The 18,646-nt window shown below is 63.2% G+C and carries 15 protein-coding genes; 13 read left to right on the top strand and 2 right to left on the bottom strand.

Annotation, left to right across the window (positions count from 1 at the left end; genetic code table 11):
• Both PSH90_RS24905 and gshB read right to left on the bottom strand, forming a co-directional pair.
• Nucleotides 1-900 (bottom strand): energy transducer TonB, encoded by a 900-nt coding sequence (locus PSH90_RS24905; RefSeq protein WP_305381685.1) that lies wholly within the window; start codon nt 898-900, stop codon nt 1-3.
• Nucleotides 901-1,007: 107 nt separating this feature from the next.
• Nucleotides 1,008-1,979, bottom strand: a complete 972-nt coding sequence (gene gshB / locus PSH90_RS24900; protein ID WP_305381683.1) for a glutathione synthase — start codon at nt 1,977-1,979, stop codon at nt 1,008-1,010.
• A gap of 225 nt (nt 1,980-2,204) precedes the next feature.
• Here gshB and pilG point away from each other — a divergent pair, with 225 nt between their 5' ends.
• From pilG to mdcH, 13 genes are all read left to right on the top strand, one after another.
• A complete protein-coding gene (pilG, locus tag PSH90_RS24895) occupies nt 2,205-2,609 on the top strand; it encodes a twitching motility response regulator PilG (protein WP_016772743.1) in 405 nt (134 codons plus the stop codon).
• Nucleotides 2,610-2,669: 60 nt separating this feature from the next.
• Nucleotides 2,670-3,035 (top strand): twitching motility response regulator PilH, encoded by a 366-nt coding sequence (gene pilH / locus PSH90_RS24890; protein WP_016772744.1) that lies wholly within the window; start codon nt 2,670-2,672, stop codon nt 3,033-3,035.
• Between the two features lie 10 nt (nt 3,036-3,045).
• Complete coding sequence (locus tag PSH90_RS24885; RefSeq protein WP_056786402.1) at nt 3,046-3,585, top strand: chemotaxis protein CheW; 540 nt, start codon at nt 3,046-3,048, stop codon at nt 3,583-3,585.
• 209 nt (nt 3,586-3,794) lie between these two features.
• Entirely contained in the window at nt 3,795-5,843 is a 2,049-nt protein-coding gene (locus PSH90_RS24880) for a methyl-accepting chemotaxis protein (protein WP_041476807.1), read from the top strand.
• Nucleotides 5,844-5,854: 11 nt separating this feature from the next.
• On the top strand, nt 5,855-11,764 hold the full coding sequence (locus tag PSH90_RS24875; RefSeq protein WP_305381682.1) for an Hpt domain-containing protein: 5,910 nt from the start codon (nt 5,855-5,857) through the stop codon (nt 11,762-11,764).
• Nucleotides 11,757-12,227 carry a chemotaxis protein CheW gene (locus tag PSH90_RS24870; RefSeq protein WP_305381680.1) on the top strand — a complete coding sequence of 157 codons (471 nt, stop codon included), beginning with the start codon at nt 11,757-11,759 and terminating at the stop codon, nt 12,225-12,227. The genes PSH90_RS24875 and PSH90_RS24870 overlap by 8 nt, the downstream gene beginning before the upstream one ends.
• 419 nt (nt 12,228-12,646) lie before the next feature.
• The gene (gene mdcA, locus PSH90_RS24865; RefSeq protein ID WP_016772750.1) at nt 12,647-14,317 is read left to right on the top strand and encodes a malonate decarboxylase subunit alpha; all 1,671 of its coding nucleotides are present in this window, start codon (nt 12,647-12,649) and stop codon (nt 14,315-14,317) included.
• On the top strand, nt 14,317-15,174 hold the full coding sequence (locus PSH90_RS24860; RefSeq protein WP_305381679.1) for a triphosphoribosyl-dephospho-CoA synthase: 858 nt from the start codon (nt 14,317-14,319) through the stop codon (nt 15,172-15,174). The genes mdcA and PSH90_RS24860 overlap by 1 nt, the downstream gene beginning before the upstream one ends.
• The gene (locus PSH90_RS24855; protein ID WP_039757560.1) at nt 15,174-15,473 is read left to right on the top strand and encodes a malonate decarboxylase subunit delta; all 300 of its coding nucleotides are present in this window, start codon (nt 15,174-15,176) and stop codon (nt 15,471-15,473) included. The genes PSH90_RS24860 and PSH90_RS24855 overlap by 1 nt, the downstream gene beginning before the upstream one ends.
• Nucleotides 15,466-16,317, top strand: coding sequence for a biotin-independent malonate decarboxylase subunit beta (locus tag PSH90_RS24850; RefSeq protein WP_305381678.1), 852 nt, complete (start codon nt 15,466-15,468; stop codon nt 16,315-16,317). The genes PSH90_RS24855 and PSH90_RS24850 overlap by 8 nt, the downstream gene beginning before the upstream one ends.
• Nucleotides 16,314-17,099, top strand: coding sequence for a biotin-independent malonate decarboxylase subunit gamma (mdcE, locus tag PSH90_RS24845; RefSeq protein ID WP_305381677.1), 786 nt, complete (start codon nt 16,314-16,316; stop codon nt 17,097-17,099). The genes PSH90_RS24850 and mdcE overlap by 4 nt, the downstream gene beginning before the upstream one ends.
• Entirely contained in the window at nt 17,093-17,713 is a 621-nt protein-coding gene (locus PSH90_RS24840; RefSeq protein ID WP_305381676.1) for a malonate decarboxylase holo-ACP synthase, read from the top strand. The genes mdcE and PSH90_RS24840 overlap by 7 nt, the downstream gene beginning before the upstream one ends.
• The gene (gene mdcH, locus PSH90_RS24835) at nt 17,710-18,630 is read left to right on the top strand and encodes a malonate decarboxylase subunit epsilon (RefSeq protein ID WP_252877043.1); all 921 of its coding nucleotides are present in this window, start codon (nt 17,710-17,712) and stop codon (nt 18,628-18,630) included. Before PSH90_RS24840 ends, mdcH begins: the two co-directional genes overlap by 4 nt.
• Nucleotides 18,631-18,646: the final 16 nt, after the last annotated feature.

Raw genomic sequence — 18,646 nt, 5'->3', positions numbered from 1 at the left:
TTAATTGCTTGAGAGCTTGTCGCCCCGGGCAAATTTCCAGGTGCGAATGATTTCCAGGCGGTCGATGTCCGACAGATCGCCGGTAAACGGTGCAAACGGCGCGGCCAGGCGGACGATGCGCTGCGCGGCCTGATCGAGCAGCGGCTGGCCGGAGGATTCGAGCACCAGCACCTCATACAGCGAACCGTCGCGGTTGATCGAGACCATCAGGCGCAAATTGCCGTAGATCTGCTTGCGCCGTGCTTCTTCGGGGTAGTTGAGGTTGCCGATGCGCTCGACCTTCTTGCGCCAGTCGTCCTTGTACCAGGCGCCCTTGTCGCGCATGGTCGAGGCCGCGCTCAAGCGGTGGATGCGCGGGCGCTTGGCGTACAGCTGTTGTTCCTTGGCCAGCTCTGCTTCGAGGCTGGCGATGTCGCTGGACAACTGCGAGCTGTCGAACACCGGCGCGTCGACGGTCGGTTTGACTTCGGTTTTGCTTTCTTCTTTCTTGGTCGGCGCCTTTTTCGGTTTCGGCGCGACGGTGGTCACCGCTGCCTTCGGTGCGGCTTCCTGCACCACTGGCTTGGCGGCGGGCGGCGGGGTGACCTTTTTGACCTGATTGTCCTGGAACGGCGCGACTTCGGTGGTCTTGGGCAGGGCTTTCTTGTCCAGCGTGCCGCTGCCTTCCTGGTTTTCCTGAGCGAGAAAATCTGCCTTTTCCGGCTTCTTCTCGGCCTTGAAGGTGGCCAGGGTGATTTCCAGGGTTTTGCTGATCTGCTGCCGCTCGACCATGGTGAAGCCGACGCCTAGCAGCAGCGCCAGGTGAATCAGCGCCGCGAGAAACAGGGTAAAACCGAGGCGATCGGCCGGGCGCACGCCACGATGGGCGAGTTCAGCGGGCAGATCGGACGGGAGGGTCATGACAAGAAAACCAACATCGCGTTTTTCAGAGGCTGCGCATGATAACGCAATGTTGGTTTCGCGCCTTGGGCTTCACGCTTCAAGCGACAGGCTGCATGTGACGTACATCAAGCTTGTGGCTTTTTGCCGGCCGCTTGCAGCTTTTTATCGATCGCATCCATCAGCATGCCGCCGATATCAGTGCCGAACGCATTGTCGATTTCGCGGATGCAGGTCGGGCTGGTGACGTTGATTTCGGTCAGGTGCTCGCCGATCACGTCGAGGCCGACGAACAGCAGGCCTTTCTCGCGCAGGGTCGGGCCGACCTGGGCGGCGATCCAGCGATCCTTCTCGGTCAGCGGACGCGCTTCGCCACGGCCACCGGCGGCGAGGTTGCCACGGGTTTCGCCCAGCGCCGGAATCCGCGCCAGGCAGTAATCCACCGGCTCGCCATCGATCATCAGAATGCGCTTGTCGCCGTCGACGATCGCCGGCAGGTAACCCTGAATCATGATCTGCTGCTTGCCATGCAGGGTCAGGGTTTCGAGGATCACCGAGAGGTTCGGGTGCCCGGCGGTGTGGCGGAAGATCGACGAACCGCCCATGCCGTCCAGCGGCTTGAGGATCACGTCACCGTGATGGTCGGCGAACTCACGCAATACGTCCGGGCGGCGGCTGACGATGGTCGGCGGCGTGCACTGCGGAAACAGCGTAGCGAACAGCTTTTCATTGCAGTCGCGCAGGCTCTGCGGCTTGTTCACCAACAGCACGCCGGCGGCTTCGGCCTGTTCCAGCAAGTAAGTGGAGTAGACGAACTCCATGTCGAACGGCGGATCCTTGCGCATCAGGATCACGTCCAGGTCGCTTAGCAGCTTGTCCTGTTCGGCGTCCAGCTCGAACCATTTGTCCGGATTGGCGAAGACTTTCAGCGGGCTCATCCGCGCCCGCGCCTGGCCTTCGGCCTGATACAGGTCTTTCTGTTCCATGTAGAACAGTTCCCAGCCACGCTTCTGCGCGGCCAGCAGCATGGCCAGCGAGCTATCCTTTTTATAGGAGATGCTGGCGATAGGGTCCATGACAATCCCGACGCGAACGCTCATTGGGTTTTCCTCGAAATTTGGCTACCGGATCGGTATTGAAAAAGTGCCGCCAGAGTGGCGCCGGGCGGGTTTCGGGTCAAGGAAAAACCCGTCGATAGATTGCATCTGGAGACTGTGCTAAAAAGGCTGGCAGATCGCGCCGCCCCATGGGTTTCAAGGGTTTCAGGCCATTATTCACAGCAAAACGGACAATTTGATTCGCAAAGGCGACGGTAGAACCCTCTTATGGAACAGCAGTCCAGCGCCTTGAAGGTCATGGTGATCGACGACTCGAAAACGATTCGCCGCACCGCCGAAACATTGTTGAAGAATGTCGGTTGCGAAGTGATCACCGCCATCGACGGTTTCGATGCGCTGGCGAAGATTGCCGACCACCATCCCGGGATCATCTTTGTCGACATCATGATGCCGCGTCTGGACGGTTATCAGACCTGCGCCCTGATCAAGAACAACAGCGCCTTCAAGGCGACGCCGGTGATCATGCTGTCGTCCAGGGACGGTCTGTTCGACAAGGCCAAGGGGCGGATTGTCGGTTCTGATCAATTTCTGACCAAGCCGTTCAGCAAAGAAGAACTGCTCAACGCGATCCAGGCCCATGTTCCGGGCTTCGCCGCCGTTTTGCCGCAGTAAGACACGCACAGTGACGCTCGGCCAGCGGGCCGGCAGTCGACCAGAAAAATGGGGAAGACCATGGCACGTATCCTGATCGTCGATGATTCGCCGACTGAAATGTACAAACTCACCGGCATGCTCGAAAAGCACGGCCATGAAGTGCTCAAGGCCGAGAACGGCGCCGACGGCGTGGCCCTGGCCCGTCAGGAAAAACCCGACGCGGTGCTGATGGACATCGTCATGCCCGGCCTCAACGGTTTTCAGGCGACCCGGCAGTTGACCAAGGATGCCGACACGGCGCACATCCCGGTGATCATCATCACCACCAAGGATCAGGAAACCGACAAGGTCTGGGGCACCCGCCAGGGCGCCAAGGATTACCTGACCAAACCGGTCGACGAAGACACCCTGATCAAGACCCTGAACAACGTACTCAACGGCTGATCGCGCGATCATGAACGAATCGCTGACCGCGTTCGAACTGCTCTGGCAGATCGACCAGCGCTGCCGCCTGCTGGCAGCGGACCTGCCGTCGCAAGCGGCGCGCCCGGATCGCTGGAGCGGCATCGGCTTTCGCCTCGGCGAGCATTGGTATGTGGCGCCGATGGGCGAAGTCAGCGAAGTCCTGCATGAACCGCGCTTCACCCAGTTGCCCGGGGTCAAGCCGTGGGTCAAGGGTGTCGCCAATCTGCGCGGGCGGCTGCTGCCGATCATGGACCTGTGCGGCTTCTTCGGCCATGAGCTGTCGCCGCTGCGCAAACAACGGCGGGTATTGGTGGTGGAACATGAAGACGTGTTCGCCGGGGTGATGGTCGATGAAGTCATCGGCTTGCAGCATTTCGAGCAGGGCAGTTTCGAGCCGCTGTCGATCAGCAAGCGCCAGGGCTCCAAGGCCGAATTCGTCAAAGGCTATTTCCGCCGTGAACAGAACTGGCGGGTGTTCAGCCTGTTTGCACTGGCCAAATCTCCGGTGTTCATGGGCGTGGCTCTATAGCACGAACAACAGAACCCATGTGGACGCGGGCCATGTGGCGAGGGGATTTATCCCCGTTGGGTCGCGCAGCGGCCCCAAAAACTGCAAGGCCTGACACCGTCAGCGCATGCGATATTTTTGCGACTGCTTCGCAGCCGAACGGGGATAAATCCCCTCGTCACAAGGCTCGCTCCCACAAGGGCCATGGCAGGTTTCATAGGCGAGGACCGATGACAAAAGCAAAAACAGGCAAGTCGGCGGAAGCATCGCGCAGTCGCGCACAGATCATCGTGCTGTTTATCGCACTGATCGTGTTCATCATGCTGCTGTTCGCCAACTTCGCGTACCTCAACACCCAGGCGAACTACGACAAGCAGTACATCGGCCATGCCGGCGAACTGCGCGTGCTCTCGCAACGCATTGCCAAGAACGCCACCGAAGCGGCGGCGGGCAAGGCTGCGGCGTTCAAGCTGCTCAGTGATGCGCGCAACGATTTTGCCCAGCGCTGGGGCTACCTGAAGAAGGGTGACCCGAACACCGGCCTGCCGCCGGCACCCGTCGCCGTGCGCCCGGAAATGCGCGCGGTGCAGATGGACTGGGAGCGCCTGTTGAAAAACACCGATGCGATCCTCAGCAGCGAACAGACCGTGCTGTCGCTGCATCAAGTCGCCGCGACGCTGGCCGAAACCGTGCCGCAGTTGCAGATCGAATACGAAAAAGTCGTGGAAATCCTGCTCCAGCGCGGCGCTCCGGCGGCGCAGGTGGCAATGGCGCAACGGCAATCGTTGCTTGCCGAACGCATCCTCGGTGCCGTCAACACGGTGCTCGCCGGTGACGAAAACTCGCAGCAGGCCGCCGATGCCTTTGGCCGCGATGCCGCGCGTTTCGGTCTGGTGCTCAACGGCATGTTGCAGGGCAACCCGGCGCTGAAAATCAGCCAGGTCGAAGACCGCGACGCCCGTGCGCGTTTGAGCGAAATCTCCGAGCTGTTCCAGTTCGTTTCCGGCTCCGTGGATGAAATCCTCGAAACCTCGCCGGAGCTGTTCAAGGTCCGCGAGTCGGCCAGCAACATCTTCACCCTGTCGCAAACCCTGCTCGACGAAGCCTCGCACTTGGCCACCGGATTCGAGCATCTGGCCGGCGGGCGCAACACCGACACCATTGGCGGCTATGTGCTGGGCTTGCTGGCGCTGGCCTCGATCATCCTCATCGGTCTGGTCATGGTCCGCGAAACCAATCGCCAATTGCGTGAAACCGCCGAGAAGAACGAGCGCAACCAGAACGCGATCATGCGCCTGCTCGACGAAATCGAAGACCTCGCCGATGGCGACCTCACCGTGACCGCTTCGGTGACCGAAGACTTCACCGGCACCATCGCCGACTCGATCAACTATTCCGTCGACCAATTGCGTGATCTGGTCGCCACCATCAACCTCACCGCCGGCCAGGTTGCCGCCGCTGTGCAGGAAACCCAGGCCACCGCCATGCATCTGGCCCAAGCGTCTGAGCAACAGGCCCAGCAGATTTCCGAAGCCTCGACAGCCATCAGCGACATGGCCGAGTCCATCGATCAGGTCTCGGCCAACGCTGCCGAATCGTCGGCGGTGGCCGAGCGTTCCGTGGAAATCGCCAACAAGGGCAACGAGGTGGTGCACAACACCATCCACGGCATGGACAACATCCGCGAACAGATTCAGGACACCGCCAAGCGCATCAAACGCCTCGGCGAGTCCTCTCAGGAAATCGGCGACATCGTCAGCCTGATCGACGACATCGCCGACCAGACCAACATCCTCGCCCTCAACGCGGCGATCCAGGCATCGATGGCCGGGGATGCCGGGCGCGGGTTTGCCGTGGTTGCCGACGAAGTGCAGCGGCTGGCCGAGCGTTCGTCCGCCGCGACCCGGCAGATCGAAACCCTGGTGCGGGCGATTCAGGCCGACACCAACGAAGCGGTGATTTCCATGGAGCAGACCACCACCGAAGTGGTGCGCGGCGCGCGACTGGCGCAGGATGCCGGTGTGGCCCTGGAAGAAATCGAAGGCGTGTCCAAGACCCTCGCCGCGCTGATCCAGAGCATTTCCAACGCGGCGCAGCAGCAGACCTCCTCGGCCGGGCAGATCTCGCTGACAATGAATGTGATCCAGCAGATCACCTCGCAAACCTCGTCGGGGTCCACCGCCACCGCCGAGAGCATCGGCAACCTGGCGAAAATGGCCAGTCAGCTGCGTCGTTCGGTGTCCGGATTCACCTTGCCGGCGGCGACAGATAAAGCGTGAGTGGAGTGGTTATGGGTGATCGGCACGACTACGTGGCCCTGGAATGGGTCAAGGGCGAAATTGCCGAAACGCTGAGGCTGGCGCATCAGGCGATCGAAGCCGTGCTCGACGATCCGCAGGCCTTCCCCGGGCTGGACGAATGTCTGGCGTACATTCATCAGGTCCACGGCAGTCTGCAAATGGTCGAGTTCTACGGCGCAGCGTTGCTCGCCGAAGAAATGGAGCATCTGGTCGAAGCCCTGCAACATCAACGCGTGCCACACCGCGACGAGGCCTTGCACCTGCTGCTGCAAGCCTTGGGGCAACTGCCGCTTTACCTTGACCGCGTGCAGAGCGCCCGCCGCGACCTGCCGCTGGTGGTGTTGCCGCTGATCAACGATCTGCGCAGCGCCCGTGGTGAAAGCCTGCTGGCGGAAACCAGTCTGTTCAGCCCGCCACTGCCCGAGCTGGCGCCGCTCGGCGACGAGGCACTCGCCGCGCTGGAACCGCCCGATCTGCCGAACGTGCTGCGCAAACTGCGGCAGATGCTGCAAATGGCTCTGGTCGGTCTGCTGCGCGAACAGGACGACCAGACGCACCTTGGCTATCTGGCCAAAGTCTTCAGCCGTCTCGAAGCGCTGAGCGGCGACGCGCCGTTGAGCCCTTTGTGGCAAATCGCCTCGGCATTGGTCGAGGGCATGCGCGAGGGCGTCATCGCCAACAGTCCGGCGCTGCGCAGCCTGTTCAAGGACGCCGACCAAGAGCTCAAGCGCCTGCTCGAGCAGGGCATCGTCGGGCTCAATCAGCCGGCGCCGGCCGAGCTGCTGAAAAGCCTGTTGTTCTATATTGCCAAAGCCGAACATCCCACCGGGCAGATGCTGACCATGAAAGATCGCTACTCCCTGGACGACGCGTTGCCCGACAGCGCGATGGTCGATGAAGAACGCGCGCGCCTCGCCGGCCCCGACCGCGATGCCATGCGCTCGGTGCTGGCGGCGCTGTGCGAAGAGCTGGTGCGGGTCAAGGAGCGCCTCGATCTGTTCGTGCGCAGCGACCGCCAGCACGCCTCGGATCTGGACAGCCTGCTCGCACCGCTGCGGCAGATTGCCGACACCCTCGCGGTGCTGGGTTTCGGCCAGCCGCGCAAAGTCATCATCGACCAACTGGCAGTGGTGCTCAGCCTCGCCCAAGGCCAGCGCGAACCGAACGACGCGATTCTCATGGACGTCGCCGGGGCCTTGCTCTACGTCGAAGCGACGCTGGCCGGCATGGTCGGCACGGTGGAGACGCAAAGCGCCGAAGACGCGCGCCTGCCGACCACCGACCTGACGCAGATCCATCAGATCGTGATCAAGGAAGCGCGCATCTGCCTGCAACAGGCCAAGGACATGATCGTCGACTACATCGACGCCGATTGGGACCGCCAGCATCTGCAACCGCTGCCCGAACTGCTGACGCAGGTGCGCGGAGCGCTGGCGATGATTCCGCTGGCCCGCGCGGCGAGTCTGGTCGAGGCCTGCAACGGTTTCATTCGCGAGCATTTGATGCTCGATGCCCACGAACCGGGCTGGGAACAACTCGATCATCTGGCCGATGTGATCAGCAGCCTCGAGTATTACCTCGAACGCCTGAGCGACGACCCGCAGGCGCCCGCCGAGCATCTGCTCGATGTCGCGCAAAACAGCCTTGCCAGCCTCGGCTTCTTTGCCAACGAGCAGCCCGGCGAAGCGCAAGTGCCGGTGCTTGATGAGGTACTCAGCCCCAGCGAAGCGCAGCTCATGCAGGATCTGCAAACCCTTGACGACCCTGACGTCGTGCAGTCGCTCGCCGAGGTGCTGGCCAGCCCGCTGTCGGCGCTCAACCCGCCGGCGCGCAACACCCCTGACAGCCTGATGCCGCCGCCGACCGATGAGGAACCGGTCGACGATGAACTGCGCGAAGTATTCCTCGAAGAGACCGACGAAGTCCTCGCGGTCCTCCACGAATACCTGCCGCGCTGGACCGCCAATCCCCAGGACCGCGCCGCCCTGATTGAGCTGCGTCGGGCCTTCCATACCTTGAAGGGCAGCGGGCGCATGGTCCGCGCGTTGGTCCTTGGCGAACTGGCCTGGGCCGTGGAAAACCTGCTCAACCGCGTGCTCGAACAAAGCGTCGAGCCCGGCGCAGTGCTGCGCCAGTTGCTCGGCGACACGCTGTTGCTGCTGCCCGAGCTGATCAACGAATTCGCCACCCAGCGTCAGCGCCAACGCAGCGATGTCGACCAACTCGCCGCCCGCGCCCACGCGTTGGCCAAAGGCGATGAGCCGCTGGCTGCCGAAGACACCGACGACGTCGCCGCGCTTGATCCGCTGCTGCTGGAAATCTTCCGCAAAGAAGCCGAAACCCACCTCGCCAGCCTCAACCGTTTCCTCGATCAGGCCGCCGAACAGGTGCCGTTGCCGGCCAGCGACGAACTGCAACGGGCGCTGCACACGCTCAAGGGCAGTGCATCCATGGCCGGCGTATTGCCGATGGCCGAACTGGCGGCTTCACTGGATCAACTGGCTCGCGAGTTCAAGGCGCATCAGTTGCCGCTGGATCTGGACGAGTTCGAATTGCTGCTCGAAGCCGAGGGTTTGTTCCGCGTCGGCCTGCGTCAGCTCAAACACGATCCGCTGGCGCCGATTGTCGGTGCGCAGTCGCTGATCAAACGCACCGAGGCGCTGCTCGCCGAGCGCCTGCAAGCCAGCTCCGATGGCGCTGACAGCGGCCTGCGCCTCAAGCGCGATCCGCAGCTGATCAACAACTTCCTCGCCCAGGGCATGGACATCCTCCTCGACGCCGAAAACCTTTTGCAGCGCTGGCAGCAACACCCCGGCGAACGCCAGGAACTCAGCGCCTTGCTCGATGAGCTGACCACTCTGGGCGAGGGCGCGCACCTTGCCGATCTGCTTCCGGTCGATGGCCTCTGCGAAGCTTTGCTCGACCTGTATGGCGCGGTGGAAGAAAGCAGCCTGGCGGTCAGTGAGCGGTTTTTCCACGAGGCGCAACTGGCCCACGAAGCGCTGATCAACATGCTCGACGAGCTCGCTGCCGGCCAGGAAATCACCCCGCAGCCGGAGCGGATTCGTGCCTTGCAGGAACTGCTCGACGAAGGCCTCGACCCGGCGGCGATGGGCCTGATCCGCAGCGACGGCAGCCGCACCCTGGACATTCGCGAACTGGGCAGCGCCACCGCGCAATTGCAGCAATCGGTTGCCGCCCTTGAGCCTGACGACGAGATCGTCGAAATCTTCCTCGAAGAGGCGGTGGACATTCTCGACAGCGCCGGGCAAGCCTTGCAGCGCTGGCGCAAGGATCCGGACAACGCCGCGCCGCTGTCGTCATTGCAGCGCGACTTGCACACGCTGAAGGGCGGCGCGCGCATGGCCGAGGTCGAGGCCGTCGGCGACCTTGCCCAGGAGCTGGAAAATCTCTACGAAGGGCTGGTCGATCGGCGCTACAACCACAGCGCCGTGCTCGAAGGTTTGTTGCAGCACAGTCATGAGCGGTTGGCGCTGATGCTGGAGCAACTGCAAGCGCATCAAGCGCTGACCCCGGCGCAGGATCTGATCGACGCGATCCGTCAGTTGCGTCAGGGCCAGGCCGCCAGCGAATCTGCCCCCGCTGCGGTCGAACACGACAACGCCGGGCATGATCCGGAACTGTTGGAAATCTTCCTCGAAGAAGGTTTCGACATCATCGAAAGCTCCGGCGCCGCGCTGTTGCGCTGGCAGGCCGAGCCGGGCAACCGTCAGGAAATCGAAACCCTGCTGCGCGATCTGCACACCCTCAAGGGCGGCGCGCGCATGGTCGAAATCGGCCCGATCGGCGACCTCGCCCATGAGCTGGAATTTCTCTACGAAAGCCTCTCTAGCGGTGCGCTGCAACCGTCTGCCGAACTGTTCGCGCTGGTGCAGCGCGGCCATGACCGACTGGCGCAAATGCTCGATGGTGTGCGCGCCGGGCAACCGTGCCCGCCGGCCGATCGGCTGATCAACGCGATCCAGAATTTCAGTCACCCGGTGCAGGTTGAAGCGCCGCCGGCGCCGGCTCCGGTGATCAAGCCTGAGGCAGCGCCACCCGCCGCCGATGCTGGCGCGGACATGGTCAAGGTCTCGTCCGAGCTGCTTGATGAACTGGTCAATCTGGCCGGGGAAACCTCGATCTTTCGTGGGCGAATCGAGCAGCAAGTCAACGATGCGCAGATTGCTCTCAACGAGATGGAAACCACCATCGAGCGCATGCGCGATCAGTTGCGCCGCCTCGACACCGAAACCCAAGGGCGCATCCTCAGCCGCCAGCAAGTCGATGGCGAACGCCTCGGTTATGAAGACTTCGATCCGCTGGAAATGGACCGCCATTCGCAGCTCCAGCAACTGTCGCGGGCGCTGTTCGAATCCGCTTCTGACCTGCTCGACCTCAAGGAAACCCTCGACCGCCGCAACCACGATGCGGAGAACCTGTTGCAGCAACAGGGGCGGATCAACACCGAATTGCAGGAAGGCCTGATGCGCACGCGCATGGTGCCGTTCGAACGCATGGTGCCGCGTCTGAAACGCATCGTTCGTCAGGTCGCCGAAGAGCTGGGCAAGGATGTCGCTTTTGTCGTCGGCAATGCCGATGGCGAGATGGATCGCAATGTGCTGGAACGCATGGCCGCGCCGCTGGAACACATGCTGCGCAACGCCGTCGACCATGGCCTCGAACCCGCCGATGTGCGGCTGGCGGCAGGCAAACCGGCGCAAGGGCAGATCACCCTTGATCTGTCCCGCGAAGGCGGTGACATGGTTTTCGACATCCGCGACGACGGCGCCGGGGTGCCGCTGGAAGCCGTGCGGCGCAAGGCGATCAAACGCGGCTTGCTGGCGCCCGACGCCGAGATCAGCGACCGCGACGTGTTGCAGTTCATCCTTCAGCCGGGTTTCTCCACGGCGGAAAAGATCACCCAGATTTCCGGGCGTGGCGTCGGCATGGACGTGGTCCACGAAGAGGTGCGTCAGCTCGGCGGCAGCATGAGTATCGATTCGGTGCCGGGGCAGGGCGTGCATTTCCGCATTCGCCTGCCGTTCACCGTGTCGGTCAACCGCGCGCTGATGGTGCAGTGCGCTGAGGATCAATACGCGATTCCGCTGAACACCATCGAAGGCATCGTGCGTGTGTTGCCGAATGATCTGGAAGGGCACTTCCGGCAGGATCCACCGAGTTATCAATACGGCGGCCAGCGTTATGAGCTGTGCTACCTGGGCGAGCTGTTGAAGACTGCGCCACGGCCGAAACTGCTCGGGCAGAACCTGCCGTTGCCGGTGCTGCTGGTGCATTGCAACGACCGCCACATTGCCGTGCTGGTCGACGCCATGGCCGGCACTCGCGAGATCGTGGTCAAGAGCCTCGGCCCGCAGTTCGCGGCGGTGCAGGGCGTGTCGGGGGCGACGATTCTCGGCGACGGCCGGGTGGTGCTGATTCTGGATCTGCTCGCACCGATCCGCGCGATGCAGGCGCGCCTGGCGCAGGAACCGACGCCCACGGAGATCGACAGCGAACCGCACAAGCCGTTGCTGATTATGGTCGTCGATGACTCGGTGACGGTGCGCAAGGTCACCAGCCGTTTGCTCGAGCGCCATGGCATGAACGTGCTGACTGCCAAGGACGGCGTCGATGCGATGCTGCTGCTCGAAGAGCACCTGCCCGACCTGATGCTGCTCGACATCGAAATGCCGCGCATGGACGGCTTCGAAGTCGCCACCCAGGTGCGCGCCGACGAACGCCTGCGCCACTTGCCGATCATCATGATCACCTCGCGCACCGGGCAGAAACACCGCGACCGCGCCATGGCCATCGGCGTCAACGACTACCTCGGCAAGCCGTATCAGGAATCGGTGTTGCTGGAGAGCATCGCCCAGTGGAGCAAGAAACATGCATGAGCACCGGCACAACCCGCGCACCAGCCAGCTCACCGGGCTGTTGCTGCCGCTGGCCGATCGCAACCTGATCCTGCCCAATGTCGCCATCGCCGAGCTGATCGACTACCAGGCCAGCGCCTTCGATCTCGACACGCCGCCGTGGTACCTGGGCCGGGTAACGTGGCGCGAGCGGCAGATTCCGCTGATCAGTTTCGAATCGGCCTGCGGGCAGAAAATCGTCATCGGCGAACGGGCGCGGATCGTGATTCTGAATGCGCTGGGCGGCTTGCCCGAGCTGAGATTCATCGCCCTGTTGGTGCAGGGGATTCCTCGGTCGTGCAAGCTCGACAGTCAGTTGAGTTACGTGGATGTGCCGTTGTGTGCGCTGGAGCAGGCGGCGGTGCAGGTCGGCGAGCAGGTGGCGAAGGTGCCGGATTTGTTGGGGCTGGAGCAGTTACTGGTGGATGCGGGATTGGCCCGCTGATCCAAGGCTTTCGCTTGATCGTTGCCACGCGCTGCGTGGGAATGCAGCCCGGGACGCTCCGCGTCCCATCAAGAGCCGAACGCGGAGCGTCCGTGGAGGCATTCCCACGCAGCGCGTGGCAACGATCAAAAGCCCCTCACCCCAGCCCTCTCCCAAAGGGAGAGGGAGCCGACCGGGGTGTCTCGCGTCCTACATCGACCTGGAATGACCGAGTCGATTATGGATTCACTACAACGGGTTCAGGTCAGCGTCATTCCCAAGCATCCCCCAATCAGTCCCCTCTCCCTCCGGGAGAGGGCTAGGGTGAGGGTAGCTTTTGAACGTTACGCTCAGCGTAATGATTCACCACCCAGCTTGATTGATGCCCTCACCACACACGCCTAACTTGGCTCCACGACAGCGAACCCCGTGGAGTGAGCATGACAACAACAATTTCCCCCGACTCGCGCTGGACGCGGCGGCGTGACGAGAAGCAGCGCCGGCTCGACAAGGTGCGCGGGCTCGCCGATGGCGCGGTGTTGCCTAGCGACAAGATCGTCGCCGCGCTCGAAGCGCTGATCCATCCCGGCGACCGTGTGGTGCTGGAGGGCAACAACCAGAAACAGGCGGATTTCCTTTCACGTTCGCTGGCCAAGGCCGACCCGGCCAAGCTCCACGATCTGCACATGATCATGCCCAGCGTCGGCCGCTCCGAACACCTTGATCTGTTCGAACGTGGCATTGCCCGCAAGCTCGATTTCTCCTTCGCCGGCACCCAGAGCCTGCGCATCAGCCAATTGCTCGAAGATGGCTTGCTCGAAGTCGGCGCCATTCACACGTACATCGAACTCTACGCCCGCCTCGTCGTGGACCTGATCCCCAACGTTGTGCTCTCGGCCGGCTTCATGGCCGACCGCGCCGGCAACATCTACACCGGCCCGAGCACCGAAGACACCCCCGCACTGATCGAACCGGCGGCGTTCAGCGACGGTATCGTTATCGTTCAGGTCAACCAATTGGTCGATGACGTCAGCGAGCTGCCTCGCGTAGACATCCCGGCGTCGTGGGTCGATTTCGTTGTGGTCGCCGACAAGCCGTTCTACATCGAACCGCTGTTCACCCGCGACCCACGCCACATCAAGCCTGTGCACGTGCTGATGGCGATGATGGCGATTCGCGGGATCTACGAAAAACACAATGTGCAGTCACTCAACCACGGCATCGGTTTCAACACCGCCGCCATCGAATTGATCCTGCCGACCTACGGCGAGTCCCTCGGTTTGAAAGGCAAGATCTGCCGCAACTGGACGCTCAATCCGCACCCGACGCTGATCCCGGCGATTGAAAGCGGCTGGGTCGAGAGCGTGCATTGCTTCGGCACCGAACTGGGCATGGAAAACTACATTGCCGCTCGGCCGGATGTGTTCTTCACTGGCCGCGACGGCTCGCTGCGCTCCAACCGTATGGTCTGCCAACTGGCCGGGCAATACGCGGTGGATCTGTTTATCGGCGCGACGTTGCAAGTCGACGGCGACGGCCATTCCTCGACGGTGACTCGGGGCCGTCTCGCCGGTTTCGGTGGTGCGCCAAACATGGGTCACGACCCGCGCGGCCGCCGTCACGGCACCCCGGCGTGGCTGGACATGCGCCACGCCGATGGGCCGCAACCGATGCTCGAACGCGGCAAGAAACTCGTGGTGCAAATGGTCGAGACCTTCCAGGAGGGCGGCAAACCGACCTTTGTCGAAACCCTCGACGCGGTGGAAGTGGCGAAGAAAAGCGGCATGCCGCTGGCGCCGATCATGATCTACGGCGACGACGTTACCCACCTGCTCACCGAAGAAGGCATCGCCTACCTGTACAAGGCGCGCTCGCTGGAAGAGCGCCAGGCGATGATCGCAGCGGTCGCCGGGGTTACCGCCATCGGCCTGCGGCACAACCCGAAAGACACCGAACGCATGCGCCGCGAAGGCCTGATCGCCTTGCCCGAAGACCTTGGCATCCGCCGCACCGACGCCACCCGCGAATTGCTCGCGGCGAAAAGCGTGGCCGATCTGGTCGAGTGGTCCGGCGGCCTGTACAACCCGCCCGCCAAATTCAGGAGCTGGTAATGCACGCATTCAACCTGCAAGCGAAACCGCTGTCCCTGGCTGACCGCTTGGCCGATCTGGCGGTGGACGCGCTGATCGACGAAGCCGATCTGTCGCCGAAACCGGCGCTGGTCGACCGTCGCGGCAATGGCGCACACACCGATCTGCACCTGGGCCTGATGCACGCGTCGGCGCTGGCATTGTGGCCGGCATTCAAGGAAATGGCCGAGGCCGCGCTGGAGACCGGTGAAGTCGGTGTGCCGTTGCGCGAAGCGATCGGCCGCATCGGCCGCGAGGGCGAACAAGCGATGCTCGTGACCACCAACGGCGTCAACACCCATCGCGGTGCGATCTGGGCATTGGGACTGTTGGTGACAGCCGCCGCGCTGCAACCTAAATCCATCGCCCTGTGCGCCGCACGCCTGGCACTGCTCGACGATCGCTACGCACCGACACCGCTCAGCCACGGCGCACAGGTCGCCCAGCGTTACGGCGCACGTGGCGCTCGGGAAGAAGCGCAACTCGGCTTCCCGTCCGTGCTGCAACGCGGCCTGCCGCAACTGCATAAAAGCCGCGCCAACGGCCACGGCGAACAGAACGCCCGGCTCGATGCGTTGCTGGCGATCATGACCGAACTGGCTGACACCTGCGTGCTTTACCGCGCCGGGGAACCGGGCCTGCACGCCATGCAGGCCGGCGCGCAAGCGGTGCTTGATGCCGGCGGCAGCGCCAGCCTCAGCGGTCGTCGGCGCCTGCACGAACTCGATCAACAACTCATCGCATTGAATGCCTCGCCCGGTGGCGCCGCCGACCTGCTCGCCGCCACATTGCTGCTCGATCGCATCGAGCGCGCCGGCATTGTTCAGGGAGCGTTTTGATGGAAAACCTATCGTTTGAATTCCCCGCCGGGCAGCCGCCACGCGGGCGTGCGCTGGTCGGCTGTGTCGGCTCGGGGGATCTGGAAGTGCTGATCGAACCGGGTCTGGCCGGCAAACTGACGATCAACGTGCAGACCTCGGTCAACGGCGCGCAGCAGCGCTGGCAGCACCTGTTTGCGCGGATGTTCGACGGCACCACGCCACCGGCGATGGCCATCGATATCCACGATTTCGGCGCGACGCCGGGGGTGGTGCGCTTGCGTCTGGAACAGGGTTTCGAGGAGATCGGCCATGACTGACAGCGCAGCGTTGCTCAACAAACACAGTTTCGTCGAACTCGGCGCGCGGCAGCGGGCGCAAGCCTTGCTCGACGCCGCGACCTTTCGCGAACTGCTCGATCCCTTTCAACGGGTCATGTCGCCATGGCTTGAGCGCCAGGGCGTAGTGCCGCAAGCCGACGACGGCGTGATTATCGCCAAGGGCAGTCTCGACGGTTTGCCGGTGGTCATCGCGGCGATTGAAGGTGCGTTTCAGGGCGGCAGCCTTGGCGAAGTCGGCGGGGCGAAGATTGCCGGTGCGCTGGAACTGGCCGCTGAAGACAACCGCAACGGCATCCCCACCCGCGCCGTGTTGCTGCTGGAAACCGGCGGCGTGCGCTTGCAGGAAGCCAATCTAGGGCTGGCGGCGATTGCCGATATTCACGCGGCGATTGTCGATCTGCAGCAATACCAACCGGTGGTCGGCGTGGTCGCCGGCAGCGTCGGTTGCTTCGGCGGCATGTCGATTGCTGCTGCGCTGTGCAGTTATTTGCTGGTGACCCAGGAAGCACGTCTCGGCCTGAACGGCCCGCAGGTGATCGAGCAGGAAGCCGGGATCGAGGAATACGACTCCCGCGACCGGCCCTTCATCTGGAGCCTGACCGGCGGCGAGCAGCGTTTCAACACGGGGCTGGTGGACCGTTATGTCGGCGATGATGTGGCGCAGATTCGTCAGCAGGTCGGCCAACTGCTCCAGCAAGGCCTGCCGGCACAGCCGCGCAGTCAGCGCGCCGAGTGGTTCCTGCAACGCCTCGGCAAGCTGAACACTGACCAGCAAATCGAACCGTCGGTGGTTCGCGATCTGTATCAAGGAGAGCGCTCATGAGCGGTTGTTCATTGCGCGGTTTGCACTGGTTCAATGCGCTCAGCGCTGGCGCCAGTGTCGTCGAAGGGTTGCCGCCGTCATTGAAAGTGGCCGACGCTGAGCTCGGGCGTTTTATCGCCGTGGTCGCCGACCCGGACAATCGTTTCCCCCGCGCCCGCAATGGCGAGGTCGGTTTGCTCGAAGGCTGGGGGCTGGCCAAGGCTGTGGATGACGCGATCAGCGCCGACCGCGACAGCGCACAGAAGCGCCCGATCATCGCCATCGTCGATGTGCCGAGCCAGGCGTATGGCCGCCGCGAAGAAGCCCTCGGCATTCATCAGGCGCTCGCCGGCGCGGCGGACAGTTATGCCCGTGCACGCTTGGCCGGCCATCCGGTGATTGCGCTGCTGGTGGGCAAGGCCATGTCGGGTGCGTTTCTCGCCCATGGTTATCAGGCCAATCGCCTGATCGCGCTGCGCGACCCCGGCGTGATGGTCCACGCGATGGGCAAAGCCTCGGCGGCGCGGGTGACCTTGCGCAGTGTCGAGGAACTGGAAGCGCTGGCCTCGAGCGTGCCGCCGATGGCCTACGACATCGACAGCTACGCCAGCCTCGGCCTGCTCTGGGAAACCCTCTCGGTGCAGCAGATCGAACAACCGACGGCGGAAGATCTGACGCGCGTGACTGAGTGCCTCAAGCAAGCGATCAACGATGTGACCAGCACAGATTTGAAAGGGCGACTTGGTGCGAGCAATCGTGCCGCCTCCAGCAAAGTCCGCGAGTTGCTGAGGGCGCAGTGGTGAACCTGCCCCTGGCCCACGATCTGCTCTGGGGCATGACCCCGGCGCAGTTGCCGGCGGATGCGCCGCAGTGGGCGGTCGCGGCGCTGGCGGCCGGGCAACCGGTGGTGGTGCGCCGGGCCTTGAGCGAGGAAGGTCAGGTCGCGGTCGGTGTGCGCGGTGTGTTGCGCGAGCAGCGGCTGGCGGCGGTTATGGCGCTGGATTCGATTGCCTGTCGAGTCAGTCCCGAAGCCCTTTGTCATGTTGAGTGTGAGCGAGATCTGCCGGTGATGCAGGCGCTCAAACAACTGCGGCCGATGCTCGATGACTGCCGTTGGGTCTGGGGTGTCAGCGGCAGTGTCGGGTTTGAATTGGCCAGTGGTTTCAGAGCAATGCATGCGGCCAGTGATCTCGATCTGATTCTGCGTGCGCCGCAGATGATCGGCCGTGATCAGGCGCGCGAACTGGTCGCGCTTTTAGATCAAACTGTGTGCCGGGTCGACATGCAATTGCAGACGCCGTTCGGCGCTGTGGCGTTGCGGGAATGGGCCAGCGGTTCGTTCCGAGTGCTGCTGAAAAATGCTTATCAGGCCTGTCTGGTGACGGATCCGTGGAACCCGCAGGAGCAGGCAGCGTGAGCAGCCTGTTGGTGTTTCCCGGCCAGGGCGCGCAGCAAGCGGGCATGCTCCAGCGTTTGCCAAGGGAAACGCTGGTCGAGGCCAGTGATGTACTGGGCGAAGATGTTGCGCTGCTGGATTCAGCCGAGGCATTGCGCACGACACGAGCGGTTCAGCTGTGCCTGCTGATCGCCGGTGTCGCTGCTTCGCGGCAGTTATTGCAGGATGAACTGACTGCGGATTACGTCGCCGGCCTGTCCATCGGCGCTTATCCGGCGGCGGTGGTGGCGGGGGTCTTGAGTTTCAGCGATGCGCTGCATCTGGTCAGTCTGCGCGGTGAGCTGATGCAACAAGCCTATCCACAGGGCTACGGCATGACCGCGATCATCGGCTTGCAGTTGTCCACAGTCGAAACCCTGCTGGCGCAAGTGCACAGCGAAGATGCGCCGGTGTATCTGGCCAACATCAACGCCGATAACCAAGTGGTGATTGCCGGCAGCGACAAGGCCATGCACGCGGTGGCCGAACTGGCACGCAGTCGCGGCGCCGGAGTGGCGAAACGGCTGGCGGTGAGCGTGCCGTCGCATTGCCCATTGCTGGAAAAACCGGCGCAGGCGCTTGCCGAAGCCTTCGCCAGGGTCGAACTTAAAACGCCACGGATCGGCTATCTCAGCGGCAGCCGCGCCCGCCCTGTGAGCAAAGTCGAAGCGCTGCGTGACGACCTCGCTTTCAACATGTGCCGCGTGGTGGACTGGCGCGGCACCGTGCAAAGCGCCTACGAGCGCGGCGTACGTCTACAGATCGAACTGCCGCCCGGTGCGGTGCTGACCGGGCTGGCGCGCCGGGTGTTCGAGCAGGGCACCGTCACTGCCTTCGACAGTGCCCGCCTCGATACCCTGCAAGCGCTGTTGCGCGAGGAGGGTGGCCGCCAACTCTAAAAACGCCGCGACTCAA

The sequence above is a fragment of the Pseudomonas sp. FP1762 genome (assembly GCF_030687105.1).
Classification (GTDB): domain Bacteria; phylum Pseudomonadota; class Gammaproteobacteria; order Pseudomonadales; family Pseudomonadaceae; genus Aquipseudomonas; species Aquipseudomonas siliginis.
Note: the sequence above shows the minus strand (reverse complement) of the source record. Positions and strands in the feature narration are given on the sequence as shown.